This is a genomic window from Streptomyces bullii, from assembly GCF_042657145.1.
In the GTDB taxonomy this organism is placed as follows: domain Bacteria; phylum Actinomycetota; class Actinomycetes; order Streptomycetales; family Streptomycetaceae; genus Streptomyces; species Streptomyces bullii.
In genome coordinates this window covers 219,582-240,632 of the sequence record NZ_JBHSNY010000011.1, presented here as the reverse complement: position 1 = coordinate 240,632, position 21,051 = coordinate 219,582, and the positions used below count along the sequence as shown (strand labels likewise).

Annotated in this window: 15 protein-coding genes; 9 read left to right on the top strand and 6 right to left on the bottom strand. The window is 71.9% G+C overall.

Annotated elements, in window-relative coordinates:
* Nucleotides 1-22: 22 nt before the first annotated feature.
* The 4 genes from ACFPZJ_RS30245 to ACFPZJ_RS30230 form a co-directional block, all read right to left on the bottom strand.
* A complete protein-coding gene (locus tag ACFPZJ_RS30245) occupies nucleotides 23-1,228 on the bottom strand; it encodes an aminotransferase class V-fold PLP-dependent enzyme (RefSeq protein WP_381028157.1) in 1,206 nt (401 codons plus the stop codon).
* Between the two features lie 5 nt (nucleotides 1,229-1,233).
* Nucleotides 1,234-2,574 carry a pyridoxal-phosphate dependent enzyme gene (locus tag ACFPZJ_RS30240; RefSeq protein ID WP_381028156.1) on the bottom strand — a complete coding sequence of 447 codons (1,341 nt, stop codon included), beginning with the start codon at nucleotides 2,572-2,574 and terminating at the stop codon, nucleotides 1,234-1,236.
* On the bottom strand, nucleotides 2,571-4,040 hold the full coding sequence (locus tag ACFPZJ_RS30235; protein ID WP_381028362.1) for a Y4yA family PLP-dependent enzyme: 1,470 nt from the start codon (nucleotides 4,038-4,040) through the stop codon (nucleotides 2,571-2,573). Before ACFPZJ_RS30235 ends, ACFPZJ_RS30240 begins: the two co-directional genes overlap by 4 nt.
* A gap of 297 nt (nucleotides 4,041-4,337) precedes the next feature.
* On the bottom strand, nucleotides 4,338-6,173 hold the full coding sequence (locus tag ACFPZJ_RS30230; RefSeq protein ID WP_381028153.1) for a PucR family transcriptional regulator: 1,836 nt from the start codon (nucleotides 6,171-6,173) through the stop codon (nucleotides 4,338-4,340).
* A gap of 268 nt (nucleotides 6,174-6,441) precedes the next feature.
* Between ACFPZJ_RS30230 and ACFPZJ_RS30225 the strand changes: the two genes are divergently transcribed.
* The 4 genes from ACFPZJ_RS30225 to ACFPZJ_RS30210 all read left to right on the top strand — a co-directional run bounded on the left by ACFPZJ_RS30225 (nucleotide 6,442) and on the right by ACFPZJ_RS30210 (nucleotide 13,267).
* A complete protein-coding gene (locus tag ACFPZJ_RS30225) occupies nucleotides 6,442-7,710 on the top strand; it encodes an aspartate aminotransferase family protein (protein ID WP_381028359.1) in 1,269 nt (422 codons plus the stop codon).
* Nucleotides 7,707-10,574 carry an FAD-binding and (Fe-S)-binding domain-containing protein gene (locus tag ACFPZJ_RS30220; protein WP_381028151.1) on the top strand — a complete coding sequence of 956 codons (2,868 nt, stop codon included), beginning with the start codon at nucleotides 7,707-7,709 and terminating at the stop codon, nucleotides 10,572-10,574. The genes ACFPZJ_RS30225 and ACFPZJ_RS30220 overlap by 4 nt, the downstream gene beginning before the upstream one ends.
* Nucleotides 10,571-12,010: an NAD-dependent succinate-semialdehyde dehydrogenase gene (locus ACFPZJ_RS30215; RefSeq protein ID WP_381028150.1), complete on the top strand. Its 1,440-nt coding sequence runs from the start codon at nucleotides 10,571-10,573 to the stop codon at nucleotides 12,008-12,010. The genes ACFPZJ_RS30220 and ACFPZJ_RS30215 overlap by 4 nt, the downstream gene beginning before the upstream one ends.
* Nucleotides 12,011-12,082: 72 nt before the next feature.
* A complete protein-coding gene (locus ACFPZJ_RS30210) occupies nucleotides 12,083-13,267 on the top strand; it encodes an aminotransferase class V-fold PLP-dependent enzyme (RefSeq protein WP_381028147.1) in 1,185 nt (394 codons plus the stop codon).
* Between the two features lie 71 nt (nucleotides 13,268-13,338).
* Here ACFPZJ_RS30210 and ACFPZJ_RS30205 read toward each other — a convergent pair whose 3' ends face one another.
* Nucleotides 13,339-14,085, bottom strand: coding sequence for an IclR family transcriptional regulator (locus ACFPZJ_RS30205; RefSeq protein WP_381028356.1), 747 nt, complete (start codon nucleotides 14,083-14,085; stop codon nucleotides 13,339-13,341).
* Nucleotides 14,086-14,392: 307 nt separating this feature from the next.
* Complete coding sequence (locus ACFPZJ_RS30200; RefSeq protein WP_381028353.1) at nucleotides 14,393-15,139, bottom strand: IclR family transcriptional regulator; 747 nt, start codon at nucleotides 15,137-15,139, stop codon at nucleotides 14,393-14,395.
* 279 nt (nucleotides 15,140-15,418) lie between these two features.
* Between ACFPZJ_RS30200 and solA (ACFPZJ_RS30195) the strand changes: the two genes are divergently transcribed.
* The 5 genes from solA (ACFPZJ_RS30195) (at nucleotide 15,419) to ACFPZJ_RS30175 (ending at nucleotide 21,049) form a co-directional block, all read left to right on the top strand.
* Nucleotides 15,419-16,555: an N-methyl-L-tryptophan oxidase gene (gene solA / locus ACFPZJ_RS30195; protein WP_381028145.1), complete on the top strand. Its 1,137-nt coding sequence runs from the start codon at nucleotides 15,419-15,421 to the stop codon at nucleotides 16,553-16,555.
* A gap of 46 nt (nucleotides 16,556-16,601) precedes the next feature.
* Nucleotides 16,602-17,738 (top strand): N-methyl-L-tryptophan oxidase, encoded by a 1,137-nt coding sequence (gene solA, locus ACFPZJ_RS30190; protein ID WP_381028142.1) that lies wholly within the window; start codon nucleotides 16,602-16,604, stop codon nucleotides 17,736-17,738.
* A gap of 12 nt (nucleotides 17,739-17,750) precedes the next feature.
* The gene (locus tag ACFPZJ_RS30185; protein ID WP_381028139.1) at nucleotides 17,751-18,722 is read left to right on the top strand and encodes a succinylglutamate desuccinylase/aspartoacylase family protein; all 972 of its coding nucleotides are present in this window, start codon (nucleotides 17,751-17,753) and stop codon (nucleotides 18,720-18,722) included.
* A gap of 91 nt (nucleotides 18,723-18,813) precedes the next feature.
* Entirely contained in the window at nucleotides 18,814-19,917 is a 1,104-nt protein-coding gene (locus ACFPZJ_RS30180; RefSeq protein WP_381028137.1) for an ABC transporter substrate-binding protein, read from the top strand.
* Nucleotides 19,910-21,049, top strand: coding sequence for an ABC transporter ATP-binding protein (locus ACFPZJ_RS30175; protein ID WP_381028134.1), 1,140 nt, complete (start codon nucleotides 19,910-19,912; stop codon nucleotides 21,047-21,049). Before ACFPZJ_RS30180 ends, ACFPZJ_RS30175 begins: the two co-directional genes overlap by 8 nt.
* The last annotated feature ends 2 nt before the right edge of the window (nucleotides 21,050-21,051 follow it).

The window sequence follows — 21,051 nt, the reverse complement described above, 5'->3', positions numbered from 1 at the left end:
ATTCCGCACAGTCCCTGTCGTGTCACTCGAGCGTGGCGAGGACGGTCAGCAACCGGTCGATCTCCTCGGCGGTGTTGTACACGTGCAGGCTCACTCGCACCGAGCCGGTCCTCTCACCGGCACCGCCCTGGCAGTGGTGGTCGGAGCGGACCATGAAGCCGTGGCTGAACAGGATGAATCCGAGGTCGCCGGAGTCGATGTCCCGGTGCCGGAAGGTGACGATGCCCAGGCGGCGCTGCACGGGTGAGTCGGCGGCCAGGCTGGTCTGGCAGCCGAGCACCTCGTAGGCGTCCAGGTGGCGCAGTCCTTCCGTGAGCCGGGCCGCCAACGCCGCCGTCCACTGTTCGATCCGGTCGACGCCGGCGGTGTCCAGCCAGTCCAGTGCGGCGGCCAGCGACGCGATGCCCACCGTGTGGGGCGTGCCCGACCAGCCGGCGGGGACGAAGGACGGACCGCGCTCCTGGCGGGCCCAGATCGCTCCGGTGCCGGGCAGCGCCAGGGCCTTGTGCCCGGAGAACACGGCGAAGTCGACGTCCAGGTCGGCCACGGACACCGGCAGGTGGCCGACGCTCTGCGCGGCGTCCAGGCAGACGACGGTGTCCGGGCCGACGGCCCGGCGGACGCGGTGGACGTTCATGTTGCCGCCGTACACGTGGTGGACGTGGGTGACGGCGACGAACCGGGTGCGGGGGCCGGCCAGTTCGGCGAGTGCGGTGTGGTCGTAGTCGCCCGAGGACCGCTGATAGGGCATCGGCCGGACGCGGACGTGCACGCCCTGGCGGGCGAGGAGTTCCCGGGTCTCCAGCCAGGGCGTGATGTTGGCCTGGTGGTCGGCGACGGGGACGACGATCTCGTCGCCGTCGGTGAGCAGGGACGGCAGCCAGTCGCGGGCGATGCGGCTCAGCCCCTCGGTGGTGCCGCTGGTGAAGTGCACGCAGGACTGTTCCGGCGCCGGATCGCCCAGGAACCGTTTGACCCGGTCGCGGGTCTCCTCCACCAGGTCCGTGGTCCGGTTGGCCCAGGTGTAGGTGCCGCGTCCGGCGTTGGCGTTGGTGGTGGTCAGATAGGTCTGGACGGCGTCGAGGACGGCCCGCGGCTTCTGGGCGGTGGCCGCGCTGTCCAGGTAGGCCAATTCGGGGTTCCCGGTGATGATGGGGAACTGCGCCCGCAGCGCGCGCTGCCACTCCCTCAACTCGTCGGCCGTCTCCGGCGCTTGGGTGCCTGTCATGGTGATCAGTCCCGCACCAGGGGAGCGCCCGCGTCCCGCCAGGCGATGATGCCGCCGGCCAGGCTGCGGATGTCGGGGTGCCCCATCCGGGTCAGCAGCGCGGCATAGCGGGCGGACTTCTCGCCGACCGGGCAGGCCAGCAGCACCGGCCGGGTGCGGCTGAAGGGCAGGCCGCCGCGCAGGAGTTCCTCGAAGACCTCGTCGACGATGTTGACCGAGCCGTCGATGTGCAGCGCGGCGTACGCGAAGGGGCTGCGCAGGTCCACCACGAGCGGCCGGCCCGTGGCGATCCACGCCCGTGCTCCGGCGACGTCGATGCTGGGGGCCGTGCGGATCTCGTTCTCGGTCAGGTCGGCCGGGGAGTTCGTACGGCGGGGGCGGCCGAACAGGTCCGGGCGCCGCTGCCGGACATAGCTCAGGTAGCTCTCGACGCGGTCGCAGACGATGAACACCGCCGACCGACGCTCCGCCGGCGGCGACACCGCCTGCGCCAGTTCGGCGTCCGCCGCCCGCAGGTGCCGCAGGGCGCCGAAGTAGGCGGCCCCGCCGGTCGGTCCGGCCAGGATGCCGCACCGGCGGTTCAGGGTCAGCATCCCCTCGATCGCCTCATCGGCGCCGACCGCCTCGATCGTGTCGTACGTACCGGGATCGAACAGGCCCACCTCGCGCGCCTCGTCGATGGTGCGGATCCCGGGGATGAAGTCGGACTTGGCCGCGACCAGCCCCAGGACCCGCACCGCCGGGTCGGTGTCGCGCAGCACGCGGGCGACTCCGGTGGAGGACCCGGCGGTGCCGACACAGGCGACGAACCAGTCCGGCGCCCGGCCGTCCAGGTCCTTGACGATCTCCGGTCCGGTGCCCGTCAGATGGGCCTCGGTGTTGCGCGGGTTGAAGTACTGGTCGGTGTGCAGATAGGCGCTGCCCTGCTCGGACAGCGTCCGGTGGAAGAGGGTCAGCGGGTCGTCGGTCGCGGTCGGGTCCAGGCACTCGCTCTGGCCCGGCAGTTCCTCGATCTCCGCGCCGAGCAGCAGCAGCAGGTCCTTGATCTCCGGGACGCGCATCCGGTTGGTGACGCTCTTGAACGTCAGGCCGTGCATGCCCGCCAGGACCGCGAGGGCCTTGGCGGTGTTGCCGCTGGACAACTCGACGACCTGGCTGCCTTGTTCGGCCGCTTCGGCCAGGTGCGGGCGCGCCATGTGCCATGCGGCCCGGTCCTTGACCGACCCGAACGGGTTGAGCAACTCCAGCTTGGCGTAGAGGTCGATGTGCCGCAGACCGTGCACGGCCGGGTCGATGCGCACCAGCGGGGTGTTGCCGATGGCTTCGGTGATGCTGTCGTACCTCACTGCGTTACCCCCACGGGTGTGGTCGGCCAGTACTGATCGTCCAGGCACCAGCGCCACGAGCCGCCCTCCTGCCAGGCCGCGACCTTGCGTGCGGAGGGCTGCTGCTGGGCGCGGGTGACGTGGAAGTCCATGCAGTAGGCGGCGGTGTTCACGAAGGCCAGCAGGTCGCCCGGCTCGGGGCGACGGGGCAGGAAGACGACGCGGCGCGTGACCAGGTCGGACTCCAGGCAGAGGCTGCCGAAGAGGTGGACGGCGACCGGCCGTTCGTCCCCGGGGCCGCCCGGGCGCGACAGAAGCACGGGGTCCATCAGCACCCCGTGCTCCTCCAGGGCCACGTCGTCGGCCTTGGCCGCCAGCCGTACGAGCAGCGGCGCGCCGTCACCCGGCTGCTCGCGCACCTCCAGCACCCTCGCCAGGGTCAGCCCGCACTGGTCCAGCAGCGCCCGGCCGGGTTCGGTGTGCAGGTCGTACAGGTGCTCCACCAGCAGCGTGCCCAGCGGGCGGCCGCCCAGGGACGCTGCCGGGTGGGACAGCAACGCGTCGAGGTACCGCGCGCCGGCGACCTTCCGGTGGGCGGGGTAGACCCCGAGGGAGCCGCGCAGCGTGCCGCCCTCGCTGCGCAGTCCGTAGCCGTGCCCGCCCCAGGTCAGGGGCGGGCGGGCGCCCAGGACGGCGGAGGTGAGTTCCGTCGTGTACCGGTCCCACTGAGCGCCGTCCGCGAGGTAGTTGACGCCGAACCCGCCGCCGATGTCCACGGCCCGGGGCCGCAGCCCCCTGCGGCGGCACTCCTCCAGCGCCCGCAGACACCCTTCGAGCGCGGTCGCCTTCTCGTCGAGGCTCGTCGTGTCCAGGTGGTACGCCATCCCCACCGGCTCGACGGTGCCGGCATGCCGCTCGACGTCCTCCAGCAGCGGGCCCAGTTCCTCCACGGGCGTACCGAACCGGCTGCGGCGGCTCAGCACCCGGACACCGGACGCCTCGAAGCCGGACAGGCGCAGCAGGACACGAGCCCGGGGCAGCGCGTACGTGCCCACCAGCGCGGCGAGTTGGTCCAGCTCGCGCGCGCTGTCGACGCTGACGGTGACCGAGGTGCGGGAGGCCAGCCAGAGGAAATCCGGGTTCTTCGGACCGGTGGCGATGATCCGGTCGGGGGTGAATCCGGCGCCGAGCGCGTGCTGCAACTCGCCCAGCGACGCGACGTCCACACCGGCGTCCGTCGCCGCGAGCCGCCGCAGCAGGGCACTGGACCGTCCGGCCTTGTGGGCGAAGAACACCTGGCCGGACAGGTGGTGCCTGGAGTACACCGACCGGAACTGTTCGAGATTGTCGGCGGTCTGCTCCGGTATCACCACGTTCAGCGGAGACCCGAGGGCGTCGGTGAGCGTGTACAGCAGCCCGGGGGAGTCCAGCAACGAGGCGAGCCGCGGCGCCAGCCGCGGCTCGAGGTACAACGGATGCCCGCCCATGCCCAGCCCCTCCACCCGCACGTCAGGCCCGGCGTCCCCGGGCGCGCCGATCACTCCCGCGGTTCGCCGTATTAGCACATTTCCATTCTTCGATCGCTTTACGCGGCGCACGGCCGTCACGGTCGGACAGGGGAGGGGAGCCGGGGGCACGATGGGCGAAGGCGGGGCGCGACGCCGGCCCTGTCGCCGGACGTCAGCAACCCACATTCGAGTCAGCCGCTCCCGACCACCACGACCAGTCGACGGCGAGCTGCCGGCGCCGGTCCGCAAGGAGTCGTGGAACCTCCGGTCGCGGCGTCATCGGGCCCGCAGGACGTGCAACGCCATGAGCGCCACGTGGAGTTCCGTGCGCCGTTCGCCGGATTCGAGGTCGGCGCCGAGGAGGCGTTCGACGGTGCGCAGGCGTTGGTACATGGTCTCCCGGGACAGGCCGCCGCGGCGCGCGGCGGTCGTCTTGTTCCCGGCCGCGTCGAGGTAGTGGCCCAGGGTCGTCAGCAGGTCGGTGCCGTGCCGGATGTCGTGCTCGATGAGCCGGCCGAGGCTCCGTTCGGTGTAGTCCTGGATCCGGGTGTCCTGGCGCAGGGCGTACAGCAGGCGGCGCAGGCCGATGTCGGGCAGTTCGTGGAAGGCACGGCCCGCGGGGAGGGGCTGGCCGGGCGGTGTGGCCTCGGTGACCCGGGCCGCCTCGCGGAAGGAGCGTGCGGCGTCGACGAGATCCGCGACCTCCGAGCCGACGCTCACGATCGCCGCCGGGTCCAGACCCAGCGCCGTGCGGCCCACGCGTTCGGCCACCGGGCGCCAGGGCTGGGACGGCCGCAGGGCCAGCAGGACGCCGAGCCGGCCGGGGGCCAGTTCGCCGACGAGCGACGGGATGCCCGCCGTTCTGAGGTCCTGGTGCAGGCGGGTCTCCCGCGCCCCGGCCTCGTCGCCCCCGCCGAGGTCCACGAGGATCGCCAGGAAGCGGCTGTCCTCGGTCGGCAGACCCAGGGCGGCACAGCGGGCGCGCGCGTCCTCGGGGGAGTGGTGGTGCTGTTCCGCGAGGTCCCGCAGGGCGCTGCGGTGGGCTGTGCGTTCCCAGGGCGTGGGATGGATGAGGCGGGCGACGGTCAGGGCCATCGCCGTTCGCTCCAGGACGGTGATGTGCTCCGGTTCGAAGGCTGGTCCGGGCGGGTGGTGGGACGCGGTCGGTCCGGCGGCTCCGTGAGGTTCAGCGGTCCCCGCCGTCCCCGAAGTTCCCTCCGGACCGGCAGTCCCCTTCGTTCCCGCCGTCCCGTTGGTCCCCTCCGTTCCCGAAGTTCTCTGCGTCCCGTCGGTTGCCGCGGTCCCCGCGCTCCCACCGGAACCCCCGCGCCCGCCCGGGAGCATGGCCAGCCGCCCCCAGCGTTCGCCCTGGTAGGAGACGGGTGTCGTGAGCCAGCCCTGCGGGCCGCCGACCTGCGTGTGGTCGCCGGGCGGGGTCGACCGGGAGCGCCGTTCCCAGTCGGCGAGCGCCTCCTCCGCCGTGGTCCCGGACGGTTCGCAGATCAGCGCCTGGTGCACCAGGTTCTCCAGGACGACCGTGCGCCCGCTCATCTCCGCCGCCGCGCGCACCACGTCCTCCGCTCCCGCGCCCCGCAGGGTCAGCGCGGTGAACGCCTCGTGGATGCGCTGTGTACGGCGCATCGCGTCGGCCTGGTGGCCGAGGATCAGGGCATGGACGACCTGGGTGACCTCCAGGAAGTTGACGTCCTTGGCGAGGGTGACCAGGGGGAGGCCGCGGGCGCGGCAGGCGTGGACCAGGGCGTCGGGCGGGCGGTGGTAGCGCCGTACGAGTTCGATGACCAGGGCGGCCGCCCGGACGTCGGCGAGTTCGTCGACGTACCGGCGCACCCCCGCCGGGTCGTCCGGCAGGGGCATGCCGGTGGTCAGGACCAGCTCGCCGCCCTTGAGGAAGGACGCGGGGTCCGTCAGTTCGGTGATGTGCACCCAGCGCACCGGCCGGTCCAGGTGGGTCACGCCGGTGACGACCTGCGGCTGTCCGGCCGCCAGGACGGGCAGGGCCAGGACGTCGGCGACGGTCGGCGCGCGGCCGCTCGCCGGGGCGTCCCGGTCGTCGCTGTGCGGTGGGCGAGCCGTCGGCTGGTCGTCGTTCACGGTGTCTCCCTGGGGGTCCCCCCGCTCGAGCGGAACCGAGAGCTCGGGGGAGTGCCCGGTCACTGTGACAAGCGGCGCTGACCTGCGCAAGAGGTGGTCCACGGCGGGCGGCGCGGCGCTGTGGGGCTTCCGCGGTTGACACAACGTCCGAACACCGCGCTCCCGCCGGACAGATCACGCCTTGTCGCACCCCACGGCGGCGGGGAGCCTCGAAAGGCCGGAGCACTTCATGACCGAGCACTTCACGACCCACGGCCGGGAGACGAACATGACCGCACTGTCGCCGCACCTTCGCCAGGCCACGCCCGTGGTGGCGGTCCGGGGCGAGGGCGTCCACCTGTACGGCGAGGACGGCCGCCGCTACCTCGACTTCACCGCCGGGATCGGCGTCACCAGCACCGGGCACTGTCACCCCAAGGTCGTGGCGGCGGCGCAGGAGCAGGTGGGCACGCTCGTCCACGGCCAGTACACGACGGTCATGCACCAGCCCCTGCGGCGCCTCGTCGACAAGCTGGGCGAGGTGCTGCCGACCGGTCTGGACAGCCTGTTCTTCACCAACTCCGGCAGCGAGGCGGTCGAGGCGGCGCTGCGGCTGGCCCGGCAGGCCACCGGCCGCCCGAACGTCATCGTCTGCCACGGCGGCTTCCACGGCCGTACGGTGGCCGCCGCCTCCATGACCACCTCCGGCACCCGCTTCCGGTCCGGCTTCTCGCCGCTGATGAGCGGTGTGGTCGTCACCCCCTTCCCGTCGGCCTACCGCTACGGCTGGGACGAGGAGACCGCGACCCGCTTCGCCCTGAAGGAGCTGGACTACACGCTCCAGACGATCTCCTCGCCCGCCGACACGGCGGCGATCATCGTCGAGCCGGTGCTCGGCGAGGGCGGCTACGTGCCCGCCACCCGGGCTTTCCTGGAGGGGCTGCGGGAGCGTGCGGACCGCCACGGCTTCCTGCTGATCCTCGACGAGGTACAGACCGGCGTCGGCCGCACCGGCCGCTTCTGGGGCCACGAGCACTTCGGCGTCACCCCCGACATCCTCATCACCGCCAAGGGCCTGGCCAGCGGCTTCCCGCTGTCGGGCATCGCCGCCTCCGAGGAACTGATGACCAAGGCCTGGCCCGGATCGCAGGGCGGTACGTACGGCGCCAACGCCGTCGCCTGCGCCGCCGCGTGCGCCACCCTCGACGTCGTGCACGACGAGAAGCTCGTCGAGAACGCCGAGGCCATGGGCGCCCGGCTGCGCCAGGGGCTGGAGGCGGTGGCCGACCGCACGCCGGCCATCGGCGACGTGCGGGGTCTGGGGCTGATGCTGGCCACCGAGTTCGTCACCGAGGACGGCAGCCCCGACCCCGAGACGGCCGCCCGCGTGCAGCGCGCCGCCGTCGACGAGGGCCTGCTCCTGCTGCTGTGCGGCGCCTGGAACCAGGTCGTGCGCATGATCCCGGCGTTGGTGATCGACGAGACGGCGGTGGACGAGGGGCTTCAGGCGTGGGCGACCGCCGTGGAAGTCGGTACGTCGGGAGCGGCAGAGCGATGAGTGACGCCCTCGCGTCTCTGGTGGCCCGGCTGGGCGAGACGGCACCCGGGCTGCGGGTGGAGACCGGCCCGGGGCCGGCCGGCCTGTATGCCTACGACGCCTCGAACTACCGGGTGCCGCCCCAGGCCGTGGCTTTCCCACGCGGCGCCGAGGACGTGGTCGCGGTGGTGCGTGCCTGCCGTGACGCGGGGGTCGCGGTCACCGCGCGCGGTGGCGGCACGAGCATGGCGGGCAACGCGGTCGGGCCCGGTGTGGTGCTGGACTTCTCCCGGTACATGAACCGCATCCTGGACATCGACGAGCACGCGCGCACCGCCCGTGTCGAGGCCGGCGTCGTCCTCGACGCGTTGCGCAGCGCGGCTGCCCTCCACGGGCTGACCTTCGGCCCGGACCCGTCCTCGCACAGCCGCTGCACGCTGGGCGGGATGATCGGCAACGACGCGTGCGGCAACCGTTCCGTGCGGCACGGGCGCACCAGCGACCACATCGAGGCGCTGGAGATCGTGACGGCCGACGGTGTGCGGGCCGTTGCCGACCGCACCGGTCTGCACGCGGTCGACCCGCAGGACGCGGAGCGCATCTCCCGGCTGGAGGCGGACGTTCGCCGTCTGGTCGACGCCAACCTGGCGCCGATCCGTACGGAGCTGGGCCGCGTGCCGCGCCAGGTCTCCGGTTACCAGCTGCACCACCTGCTGCCCGAGCACGGGTTCGACATGGCCCGTGCCCTGGTGGGAACGGAGGGCTCCTGTGCGGTCGTCACCGCGGCGACGGTCCGCCTGGTGGCGACCGCACAGGCCTCGGCGCTGCTGACCCTCGGCTACGACGACGTCGTCGACGCCGCCGAGGACGTGCCGGAGATCCTGCGCTGGAACCCCACCGCTGTGGAGGGCATGGACGAGGCGATCGTCGCCACCATGCGCGCCCGCCGCGGCCCGGACTCGGTCACCGGCCTGCCCGAGGGCCGTGCGTGGCTGTACGTGGAACTCGACGGCGATGACCAGGGGGCGGTGGATGCCCGCGCCGCCGAACTGCTGGACGTCCTCAAGGCCCGGGGCCGGACGACCGGCGGCCGGGTCGTCGCCAGTCCGGCAGAGCGGCGCTCGCTGTGGCGGGTGCGCGAGGACGGGGCCGGGCTGGCCGCCCGCCTGGTCGACGGCGGGGAGTCCTGGCCGGGCTGGGAGGATGCGGCGGTCGCGCCGGAGAACCTGGCCGCCTACCTGCGCGACTTCCGCCGATTGCTGGCGTTCCACGAGCTGACCGGGGTGCTGTACGGGCACTTCGGCGCGGGCTGTGTGCATGTGCGTATCGACTTCGACCCGGCCACGGACACCGGCAGGACGGCCATGCGCCGCTTCCTGTCCGAGGCGGCCGCCCTCGTCGTCGAGCACGGCGGGTCCCTGTCCGGTGAGCACGGCGACGGACGGGCGCGCGGTGAGCTGCTGGAGGTCATGTACAGCCACCGCATGATCCGCACCTTCGCCGCCTTCAAGGAGGTCTTCGACCCCACCGGGCTGCTCAACCCCGGCGTCATCGTGGCCCCGGCCCGGCTGGACGCCGACCTTGCCCTGCGTGAACTCCCGCTGGTCGAGACCACGTTCAGCTTCCCGCACGACGAGGACGGCTTCGCCGGCGCCGTGCGTCGCTGTGTCGGCGTGGGCCGCTGTCGCAGCGACGCCGGCGGCGTGATGTGCCCCAGCTACCGGGCCACCGGCGAGGAGAACGCCTCCACCCGGGGCCGGGCCCGTCTGCTCCAGGAGATGGTGCGCGGCGAGACCGTTCAGGACGGCTGGCGTTCCACCGAGGTCCGTGACGCCCTGGACCTGTGCCTGTCCTGCAAGGCGTGCTCCAGCGACTGCCCGGTCGGTGTCGACATGGCCACCTACAAGGCTGAGTTCCTCCACCGGCACTACAAGGGCAGGTTCCGGCCCCGCTCCCACTACTCGCTGGGCTGGCTGCCCCTGACCTCGGCGCTCGTCGGACATGCCGCGCGCCCCGTCAACGCGCTGCTGCGCGGACCGGCCGGCAAGCTCCTGGCCCGTCTGGGAGGCGTCACCACCAAGCGCAGGGTCCCGGCCTTCGCCTCCCGGCGCGCGGTGCGCAAAGCTCTGCGCACCGCCAGGACGGGGGAACCGGCCAAGACCCTCCTCTTCGTCGACAGCTTCACACGCGCCTTCCGCCCCCAGGTCGCCGCAGCCACCGCCCGCGTGCTCGCCGACGCTGGCATCCCCTGCACCGCGGAGGACGGCCTGTGCTGCGGACTGACCTGGGTCAGCACCGGCCAACTGTCCGTCGCCCGCCGCGTCATGGCCCGCACCGTCGCCCGCCTCGACAACGGCGACGACCGGCCCATCGTCGTGGCCGAACCCAGCTGTGCCGCCGCCCTCAGACGCGACGTGCCCGAACTCCTCGGCACCGACGCCGCCCGCCGCGTCGCGGCCCGCGTCCACACCCTCACCGGCGTTCTCACCGACCTCGCCGCACCCGACTGGACCCCACCCGCCCTGCCGGACGACGTCGTCCTGCAGACCCACTGCCATGAGTACGCCACCTTCACCGGCCGCCGCCCCCGCGACCTGCTGCACCGTCTCGGCGTACGACACGTCGACGAGGCCGAGGGCTGCTGTGGACTCGCCGGCAACTTCGGTTTCGAGGCCCAGCACTACGACACCTCCATGGCCGTCGCCGACCTGGCCCTCACACCCCGCCTCGACACGATCGACGCGGGAACGTCGACCGTCGTCGTCGCCGACGGCTTCAGCTGCGCCACCCAGATCGACCACCTCACCGGTGACCGAGACATCCGCGCCCTGCACCTGGCGGAACTGCTCGACCCCGCCGCCGACCGACCCGGAGAGACCTCATGACCGACACACCCACGCAGTTGTTCATCGGCGGGTCCTGGGTGGACGCCGCGGACGGCGCCACCCTGCCCGTCGACGACCCCGCGACCGGCGAGATCCTCTGCCACGTCGCCGACGCGGGACCCAAGGACGCCCGGGTCGCGGAGGACGCGGCCGTCCAGGCGCAGGAGCGGTGGGCCCGTACGGCGCCCCGGGCACGCAGTGAGATCCTGCGCCGCGCGTACGAGATCATCCTCGACCGCACCGACGAGCTGGCCCACCTGATGACGGCCGAGATGGGCAAGCCGCTGGCGGAGGCCAGGGGAGAGGTGGCGTACGCCGCCGAGTTCTTCCGCTGGTTCTCCGAAGAGGCCGTCCGCATCGACGGCGGCAACGGCCTGCTGCCCGACGGCCGCAACCGGATGCTGCTCTCCCGCCGCCCGGTCGGCCCCTGCCTGCTGATCACCCCGTGGAACTTCCCGCTGGCCATGGGCACCCGAAAGATCGGCCCGGCGGTCGCGGCCGGCTGCACGATGATCCTCAAGCCCGCGCCACAGACCCCTCTCTCCAGCCTGGCCCTCGCCGCGATCCTCCAGGAGGCCGGGCTGCCGGACGGCGTGCTGAACGTCGTCACCACCTCCCGTGCGGGGGAGGTGTGCGAACCGCTCCTGCGCGGCGGGCGGATTCGCAAGCTGTCCTTCACCGGGTCCACGCAGGTCGGGCGGCTGCTGCTGGCGCAGTGCGCCGACACGGTCGTACGGACCTCGATGGAGCTGGGCGGCAACGCGCCGTTCATCGTCTTCGACGACGCCGACCTGGACAAGGCCGTGGACGGCGCGATGGTCGCCAAGATGCGCAACATGGGCGAGGCCTGCACCGCCGCCAACCGCTTCTTCGTGCACCGGTCGGTGGCCGATGAGTTCGCACGCCGCCTCGCCGCGCGCATGGGCGCGCTCGTGGTGGGCCCCGGCACCCGGGACGGTGTCGACGTCGGCCCGCTCATCGACGCCGCCGGGCGCGCCAAGGTCCAGGAACTCGTCACCGACGCGGTGGAGCGCGGCGCCCGCGTGCTCGTCGGCGGCCGTACGCCCGAGGGGCCCGGCTGCTTCTACCCGCCGACCGTACTCACCGACGTCGACCCCGGCAGCCGCCTGATGGACACGGAGATCTTCGGCCCGGTCGCCGCGATCCTCGCCTTCGACGACGAGGACGAGGTCCTGCGCCGCGCCAACGACACGCCCTGGGGCCTCGTCGGTTACGTCTTCACCCAGGGTCTGGACCGCGGCCTGCGCGTCAGCGAAGGTCTGGAGGTGGGCATGGTGGGTCTGAACACCGGCCTCGTCTCCAACCCGGCCGCACCGTTCGGCGGCGTCAAGCAGTCCGGGCTCGGCCGTGAGGGCGGGCGGGTCGGGATCGACGAGTTCCTGGAGTACCAGTACGTCGCGGTGCCCGTGCGGTGACGACGCCCTCGAACGGAACATCGGCGTCCGAACGACACATCGGCTTTCAACGACACATCGGAGCAGAGCACCATGGCGAGAGCCCACACCGACGGTGAAGCCGACTGGGAGCGCGTCCGCGCGGCCTACCCGGAGCAGCGGCCCCTGCTCAACCTGAACAACGCGGCCGTGAGCCCGCCGCCCCTGGTCGTCGAGCAGGCCACGATCGACGCCTACCGGCTGGTCAACCGGAACCCCGACCGCAACATGTGGAGCAACCTCGACCTGGCGCTCCCCGAGACCAAGGCGGAACTCGCCGGGCTCATCGACTGCGACCCCGGCGAGATCGCCCTCAACCGGAACTCCACCGAGGGCCTGTGCACGGCGATCTTCGGCATCCCGCTGGCCGCCGGCGACCAGGTCGTGGTCTCGAACTGGGACTACCCGAGCGTGCGCGCCGCCTGGTTCCAGCGGCAGGAACGCGAGGGCATCGAGGTCGTCACCGCCGACTACGACCTCATGGACAGCGACGACGAGATCTTCGAGGCGTACGCGGCGGTCCTGACACCGCGCACCCGTGTCCTTCAGATCACCCACATGTCCCACTGGACGGGACGCGTCGTACCGGCGAAGCGGCTGTGCCGTCTGGCGAAGGACAACGGGACGCTCACCGTGGTGGACGGCGCCCAGACCTTCGCGCAGATGCCGGTGAGCTTCCGCGACCTGGACTGCGACTTCTTCGTCACCAGTCTGCACAAGTGGATGGGCGCACCGGTCGGCAACGGCATGCTGGTCGTCAGGGAGGGAGTCATCGACCGTACCTGGCCCCTGCTGGCCCCCTTCGATCCGCCGCCGCTGCGCGTCGACAAGTTCGACCACTGGAACCTCGGCACGTACAACTCGGCCCTCCAGGCCGGCATCCTGCCGGCGGCGCGCTTCCACCGGGAGATCGGGGCCGCGGCCGTCCACGCGCGCGTGCGGGAGCTGACCCGGTACTGGGCGGAGCGCGCCCGGGGCATCCCCGGGTTCCGGCTGCACACGCCGCTGGACACCGACACCCTGGGCGCGGTGAGCCTGTTCTCGATCGACGGCCTGGACGCCAGAGCGGTGGAACAGGAGCTCCGGGACGAGCACCAGGTGCATGTGAAGTACCGGGAGGTACGGCACCTGAAGGGCATGCGCGTGTCGCCCCACATCTACATGCGGGAGAGCGAACTCGACCGCTTCGTGGAGGCACTCGCGGAAGTGGTGGAGAAGCAGCACGCGGGCCGCTCCTGACGCGGACACGCGGGGCCCCTGCCGCCGGCCGGCGGCAGGGGCCCAGTCATGCCGGGGCCGTCCCGGGATTGTCAGGCGCCCAGTCGGCGGTCGCTGATGCCGGACGCCGTGTCGGCGACCAGGCGGCCCCACTCGGGCAGCCGGTCCGCGTCGTAGCGGGAGTCCGGCATGGAGACGGCCACGGAGGCGAGCGGTGTGCCGTCCTCGTCCAGGACCGGCGCGGCGATCGCACAGACGTCCGGGCGGTACTGGTTGCGGTTGAGGGCGTAGCCGTCCGTGCGCACCCGCTTCAGCTCGGCGCGCAGCTCGGCCGGGTCGACCGGCGTCGCGTCGCTGTAGCGCTCCAGCCGGTGCGCGACCAGTTCGTCCACGTCGGTCGGCGGCAGATGGGCCAGGATCGCGCGCCCGGTGGCGGTGGCGTGCAGGGGTGAGGTGTCGCCGATCGCGTAGTACGTCCGCACCGCGTGGGCGCAGTCCACCCGGTCGACGACGACCATGCATTGCAACGCGTCCGGCACCGACAGGTGGATCGTCTCGTTCAGCGCGTCCCGCAGCCGGATCATGGGCTCCCTCGCCGCCGCGAAGAGGCTCGAACCCTGAAGCGCCGCCGGCCGTACGGCGAGCACCCGCGCGCCGATCTCCCAGCGGGTGGTGTCCCGGCCGTTCGCCCGCAGCCACCCCGCCTCGCTCAGGCTGACCAGCGTCCGCTGCACCGTGGACTTGGGCAGGCCGAAGAGCTTCGTCAACTCGCCCACCGTCACGGGCTGGTGGTGGGCGACCGCCTCCAGGATGCGCAGCGACCTGGTCACGCTCTTCATTTCCATCAGGGGCCCCGTCAGTTCTCGTCGGTCGGTCTCACCACTTGACTCCCCCCTGGAGCCACGGGCATGATCTGTGCCGGATTCTAGCACGGCGTTCCACAATACGGCACGCAAGTGGAATCCGATACGCCCCGCGGTGATGCACGGTGGCAGCGCCCTGACCGCGCCTGCCCCCGCGGGGCGGCCTCCTGCGCCCGGCCCTTCCCCCGGCCGGGCGCAGGGCGGTGGCCGTCCGAACGTCAGAAAAGGGCCGGCCCCCACGCTGATGCGCGGGGGCCGGCCCTGGCCGGTGCCGGGCTCTCGGTCAGGCGCCCAGGCGGCGTCCCGTGATCTCGGCGGCGGTGTCGGCGACCAGGCGGCCCCACTCGGGCAGCCGGTCCGCGTCGTAGCGCGAGTCGGGCATGGAGATGGCCACGGTGGCCAGGGGGGTGCCCTCCTCGTCGAGGACGGGCGCCGCGATCGCGCAGACGTCCGGCCGGTACTGGTTGCGGTTGACCGCGTATCCGTCGGCGCGGATCCGGTCCAGTTCGGCGCGCAGTTCGTCCGGGTCGGTGGGTGTCGTGTCGCTGTAGCGCTCCAGCCCTCGCGCGATGAGCTCCTCGACGTCCTGCTTCGGCAAATGGGCCAGGACGGCACGCCCGGTCGCGGTGGCGTGCAGGGGTGAGGTGTCGCCGACGGTGTGAAACGTCCGTACGGCGTGAGCGCAGTCCACGCGGTCCACCACGACCATGCATTGCAGCGCGTCCGGCACCGACAGGTGGATCGTCTCGTTCACCGTGTCCCGCAGGCGGACCATGGGTTCGCGCGCGGCGGCGAACAGGCTGGACCCCTGGAGGGCGGCGGGCCGTACGGCCAGGACGCGGGCGCCGATCTCCCAGCGGGTGGTGTCCTTGCGGTTGGCCCGCAGCCAGCCGGCTTCGGCCAGTGTGACCAGGGTGCGCTGCATGGTCGACTTCGGCAGGCCGAAGAGCTTCGTCAGTTCGCCCACGGTGACCGGCTGATGCTGGGCGACCGCCTCCAGGATGCGCAGCGACCTGGTGACGCTCTTCATTTCCATCCGGTTTCCCCCTGTAAATCCTCAGGATCTCTCGCGGACACCTCTTGACTCCCCTGGGAGCCGCTGTCATTCTCTGTGCCAGATACTAGCACAGCATTCCACAATGTGGCACGGCTCGCGGAAGATCCCGAGGACGCAGCCGGAACTCCGAGACAGGGCGTTCGTGAGCCGAGGTCCCCCGAAGGACCCGCCCCCTCCGCCCGAACCACCTCGAATCGAACAGCCTCACGCGGGGGCCCAGCATGCGCCCCTGCGGTACGAAAGGAAAGCCCCGTGTCAGCTGCCAGGAAGCGAGTCGCCGTCGTCGGCGTGGGAACCATGGGCAGCCAGGCCGCCTGGCGCCTCGCCGCCCGTGGCGCGGAGGTCGTCGCCTACGACCGCTTCGCCCCGGGCCACGACCGCAGCGCCGCCGGTGGCGAGACCCGGATCTTCCGCAGCGCGCACTTCGAGGACTCCCGGTACGTCCCGCTCCTCAAGCACGCCGACGCCCTCTGGGAGCGGCTCCAGCAGGAGACCGGCCGCGAGCTGCGCCGCCTGACCGGATGCCTGCTGATGGGGCCCACCGAGCACCAGCAGATGGCCACCGTCCTGGAGTCGATCGCCGAGCACGGCCTCGATCACGAGGTGCTCGACGCCGACGCCCTGGCCAAGCGCTTCCCGCAGTACCGGCTGGAGGACGGCGACGCGGCCGTGCTCGACCGCCGTGCCGGCTTCATCCGGCCCGAGCTGACCGTCCAGACCGCGGCCCGTCGCGCCGAGCAACTGGGTGCCCGCATCGAGCGCTACACGCCGGTGCGCGAGATCAGCCCGGCCGGCGGCGGGGTGGAGGTACGCACCGACTCCGGCGGCGAGCGCTTCGACGCCGTCGTCGTCACCGTCGGCCCCTGGGTGAACGACCTGCTTCCCGACCTGCCGTGGGAGGTGGACATCCGCCGCCTGATCAGCGCCTGGTACGTCCCCACGACCGACGCCTGGTTCGGCGAGGAGCGCCCGGCCTTCATCCGCACCGCCCCCACCCACTGCTACGGACTGCCCTCTCCGGACGGGGTCTCCGTCAAGCTCGGCCTGTCCCGCGCGCTGCACAAGCCCGCCGGCGACCCCAACGCGCTGGACCGCACCGTCCAGCCCGAAGAACTGGAGATCTTCACCGAGCTGATCCTCCGCCACATGCCGGACCTGCACGCGGACCCGACCCGCCTGGCCGTCTACATGGAGGGCTACACGGAGAGCAGCCGCCCGCTGATCGGCCCGCTGCCCGGTGCCGCCAACGTCGTCCTGCTGGCCGGCTTCTCCGGTCACGGGTTCAAGCTCTCGCCCGCCTTCGGCGACATCGCCGCCGACCTCGCGCTGGATGGCGCCACCGCCCAGCCCATCGACTTCGTGTCCACCGTCGGCCGCACCGCGGCCTGAACCGTCCCCCCGATCACCATCCGGCACATCCGGCAAGGAGCACCCCATGGCCACGAGGAAGCGCGTCGCCGTCGTCGGTACCGGCACGGTGGGCAGCCAAGCCGCCTGGCGGCTGGCGGCCCGGGGCGCCGAAGTCGTCGCCTACGACCGGTTCGCGCCCGGCCACGACCGCAGCGCCGCGGGTGGTGAAACCCGGGTCTTCCGCAGCGTGCAGACCGACGACGGCCGGTACGTGCCGCTCGTGCGGCACGCCGACGCCCTCTGGGAGCAACTTCAGACGGAGACCGGCCGCGAACTGCGGCGCCTCACCGGATGCCTGTTCATGGGGCCGGCGGACGACCCCGAGATGCGTACCGTCCTGGACGTCGTCTCGGAGCACGGCCTCGACCACGAGGTCATCGACGCCGAGGCTGTGGCGAAACGTTTCCCCCAGTTCCGTGTCGACGACGGTGACCTGGCGGTCCTCGATCCGCGCGCCGGCTTCATCCGCCCGGAGCTGACGGTCCAGACCGCGGCCCGCCGTGCCGAGGAACTGGGCGCGCGGATCCGCCGCTACAACCCGGTGAGGGAGGTCGGCCCGGTTGCCGGGGGAGGCGTGGAAATCCGCACCGACACCGGCACGGAGCGTTTCGACGCCGCGGTCGTCACCCCGGGGCCCTGGGTCGGTGACCTGCTGCCCGACCTGCCGTGGCGGGTGGACGTCCACCGCGCGATCAGCGCCTGGTTCCTGCCCACCGAGGACCACCAGGCCGGGGAGCAGCGCCCCGCCTTCATCCGCACGGGCGGCACCCACTTCTACGGCATCCCGTCCCCGGACGGCCTCTCCGTCAAGCTCGGTCTGTCCCAGGCCCACCACAAGCCCGTGGACGACCCGAACCGGCTCGACCGGACCGTCGCGCCCGAGGAACTGGAGACCTTCACGGCGATGGTGCGCCGCCACCTGCCCGGCCTGAACCCCGACCCGGTCCGCGTCTCCGCCTACATGGAGGGCTACACCGGCAGCACCCGCCCGCTGGTCGGCCCCCTGCCGGACTGCGACGACGTCATCCTGCTGGCCGGCTTCTCCGGCCAGGGCTTCAAACTCTCGCCCGCCCTGGGCGACATTGCCGCGGACCTCGCCCTGGAGGGCCGTACCTCCCAGCCGATCGACTTCATCACCACGCTCGACCGCACCACCGCCTGAATGAGGAACGACATGACACTCACCGTAGGCCCGCTGCGGGCCGAGCCGGGCCACAAGACCCGGGGCACGCTCCCCGTGGACCTCGGACTCACGACCGTCGAGATCCCGCTCGTCCTCGTCAACGGCTCCCGCCCCGGACCCCGGGTCGTCATCACCGGCGGCGTCCACGGTGGCGAGTTCGTCGGCATCGACGCGGCGACCCGCCTCAGCGGGCTCCTGGAGCCGGACGACGTCACCGGCCAGGTGGTGATCTGCCCCGTGGCCAACCCGCCGGCCGTGTACGACGGCCGCCTGGGCAAGTCGCCGTTGGACGACGTCAACATCAACCGCGTCTTCCCCGGCGACAAGGACGGTGGCCCCACCGAGCGGCTGGCGGCCTGGCTCTTCGAGCACGTCATCTCCGGAGCCGACGCCTACGCGGACCTGCACAGCGGCGGCATCGACGAGACCCTGATCGACTTCGTCGGCTACCGCCTGACCTCCGACGCGGAACTCGACGCAAGGACACGGGCCATGGCCCACTCCATCGGCTACGAACGCGTCCTCTTCGGCCGCAACGCCGAGGGCGGCAACAGCCACGCCGCGGCCGCCCGGCAGGGCATCCCGGCCATCCTCGTCGAGACCGGCCAGCTCGGCGAACGGGACCCCGACCAGGCACGGGCCCTGCTCGACGGCCTGTACCGGCTCCTGCACCACCTCGGCGTCATCGAGGCACCCCAGCACGTCCCACCCGTGACCGTGCGGCCGCGCGACTTCGTCTGGACCGGCTCCGTCGTCTCCCCGGCCACCGGCCTGTGGTATCCGGACGCGGCCACCGGTGACGAGGTGACCGTGGGGCAGTCCATCGGCCGCGTCATCGACCCGGCCGACGGCAGCGAACACAAGGTCACCGCCACCGCGACCGGCCAGATCCTCTACGGCATGAACGGGCTCACCGTCGCCCCCGGCGCCGAACTCGCCGCCATCGCGGTGCCGCACGACTGACCGGCACCGCCCGCATACCCGCCCCCCCCCGCGAACCACCCACTCACCCCGAACAGCTGGTCCCCACGCGCCAATTTTCAGGAGATTTGTCATGAGTGATCCCATGATCGGTCGCAGAGCGCTCCTGCGCGGAGTCGGCGGCATCGCCGCCCTCGCCGCCCTGCCCTCCCTCTCGGCCTGCGGCACCGGCACCAGCCGCGCCGCGTCCGGCGGCGGCAAGGGCGGGGGCAAGACGGTGGTCGTCCGCGACACCGGCGGCTCCTACGGTGAGGCCCTCCAGAGGGCGATCTACACGCCGTTCACCCAGGAAACCGGCATCAAGGTCCAGGTCGTCAACCTCCAGGGCACCCAGATGCTGGCCCAGATCAAGCAGGGCCGCCCCCAGTTCGACCTCATCAACAACTCGATGATGGACCACATCAAGTTCGGGGCCCAGGACGCCCTGGAGACGCTGGACATGGACCGGATCAAGAGCCTGAAGAGCGCCAGGATCCCGGCGAACCAGATCACCGACCATGCCATCGGCAACAGCTTCTACGGCCAGTGCATGGCGTACCGCACCGACGCCTTCGGCGGCCGCAAGCCGGAGTCATGGGCGGACTTCTGGGACACCAAGGCCTTCAAGGGCAGCCGCTCGATGTGCAACCCGGACGCCGACCTGCCCGAGCTGGAGTTCGCGCTGCTGGCGGACGGCGTTCCGATGGACAAGCTGTACCCGCTCGATGTGGACCGGGCCTTCAAGGTGATGACCCGGCTGCGGTCCGACATCAAGAAGTTCTGGGACAGCGGCCCGCTCCCGGGTGTGCTCCTCAGCCGCCAGGAAGTGACGATGTCCACCGTCTGGGACGGCCGGATCGCCGACCTGGAGAAGCAGGGCGTCCCGGTCGCACGGCAGCTCAACGGCATGCGCCGCCAGTTCCAGGGCTACGGCATCGCCAAGGGCGCGGCCCACGTGGACGCCGCCTACCAGCTCATGGACTACGCGCTGCGCCCCGAGGTCCAGGCCGCCCTGGCCAAGGCCTTCCCGTCGAACCCGTCCTCCCCGGTGGCCTACGAGAAGCTCACCACCGAGGAGCGCAACGCACTCGCCGGTGCGCCGCAGTACTACGACAAGGGTTTCGACCTGGACGTCGACTGGTGGCTCAAGAACGAAGCTGCCGTCACCAAGCGCTGGTTGGAGTGGGCTCGTGGCTGAATTCGGTGTTGCCACACCGTCCGTCGTGGTGGCCGGCGGCAAGCAGGCCACCACGACCGGCAAACCGCTGTCGGTGGTGGCTCTGCGCAAGACGTACGGGGACGTCGTCGCCGTCGACGAGGCGTCCATGGAGATCGCCGCCGGGGAGTTCGTCACCTTCCTCGGCGCCTCGGGGTCGGGCAAGACCACGACCCTCATGATGATCGCGGGTTTCTGCGAGCCGGACTCCGGCACCATCACCGTCGGGGACCGTGACGTCACGCGGCTTGCCCCGCAGAAGCGGAACCTCGGCTTCGTGTTCCAGCAGTACCTGCTCTTCCCGCACATGACGGTCAGTGAGAACGTCGCCTTCCCGCTCACGCTGCGCGGAGTGCCGAAGGACGAGATCCGCCGGCGGGTCGGGGAGACCCTGGAGATAGCGGGCCTCTCCGGCTTCGGCAACCGCAAGCCGCGCGAGCTGTCCGGCGGGCAGCAGCAGCGCGTCGCCCTGTGCCGTGCGCTGGTCTACCGCCCGCCGGTCATCCTCATGGACGAGCCGCTCGGTGCCCTGGACAAGAAGCTGCGCGATCAGCTCCAGGTAGAGATCAAGTCCATCCAGCAGGAACTCGGCCTGACTGTCATCTATGTGACGCACGATCAGGAAGAGGCGCTGGTCATGTCGGACCGCATCGCGGTGATGCGCAACGGCCTGATCGAGCAGTTCGACACGCCCCGGGAGCTGTTCGAGCGCCCGAGGACCCCGTTCGTCGCGGACTTCCTCGGTGCGGCCAACTTCCTGCCCGCCCGCATCGAGCAGCACACCGACGAGCACACCCTGGTCCGCCTCGACCGGTCCGGGGGCCTGATCAAGGCGCGCCGCCACGACCTGGCCTCCGGCATCCCGGTCAAGGTCGCCGTCCAGCCGGGTCGGCTGCGGGCCTGTGCCCCGGACGACGGTTTCTGTACCGGCACGGTCGAGACCGCCACGTACGTCGGCACGTTGGTCCGCGCGGGCGTGCGGGTCGACGGCGGTGACGCGCCGCTGCTGCGCCTGGAGGTACCGGCCGGTCGCGGGCCCGTCGCCGGCGAGCGGGTCGGGATCAGCGCCGACCCGGACGACGTCAACCTCTTCCCTGTCGGACAGGGCGGGTGAGC

Coding starts and splice junctions, on each gene's coding strand:
- ACFPZJ_RS30245 (WP_381028157.1), bottom strand. CDS start 1,228: ATGACAGGCACCCAAGCGCCGGAGACGGCCGACGAGTTGAGGGAGTGG.
- ACFPZJ_RS30185 (WP_381028139.1), top strand. CDS start 17,751: ATGACACTCACCGTAGGCCCGCTGCGGGCCGAGCCGGGCCACAAGACC.
- ACFPZJ_RS30180 (WP_381028137.1), top strand. CDS start 18,814: ATGAGTGATCCCATGATCGGTCGCAGAGCGCTCCTGCGCGGAGTCGGC.
- ACFPZJ_RS30200 (WP_381028353.1), bottom strand. CDS start 15,139: ATGAAGAGCGTCACCAGGTCGCTGCGCATCCTGGAGGCGGTCGCCCAG.
- solA (WP_381028142.1), top strand. CDS start 16,602: ATGGCCACGAGGAAGCGCGTCGCCGTCGTCGGTACCGGCACGGTGGGC.
- ACFPZJ_RS30215 (WP_381028150.1), top strand. CDS start 10,571: ATGACCGACACACCCACGCAGTTGTTCATCGGCGGGTCCTGGGTGGAC.
- ACFPZJ_RS30210 (WP_381028147.1), top strand. CDS start 12,083: ATGGCGAGAGCCCACACCGACGGTGAAGCCGACTGGGAGCGCGTCCGC.
- ACFPZJ_RS30220 (WP_381028151.1), top strand. CDS start 7,707: ATGAGTGACGCCCTCGCGTCTCTGGTGGCCCGGCTGGGCGAGACGGCA.
- ACFPZJ_RS30225 (WP_381028359.1), top strand. CDS start 6,442: ATGACCGCACTGTCGCCGCACCTTCGCCAGGCCACGCCCGTGGTGGCG.
- ACFPZJ_RS30235 (WP_381028362.1), bottom strand. CDS start 4,040: ATGGGCGGGCATCCGTTGTACCTCGAGCCGCGGCTGGCGCCGCGGCTC.
- ACFPZJ_RS30205 (WP_381028356.1), bottom strand. CDS start 14,085: ATGAAGAGCGTGACCAGGTCGCTGCGCATCCTGGAGGCGGTCGCCCAC.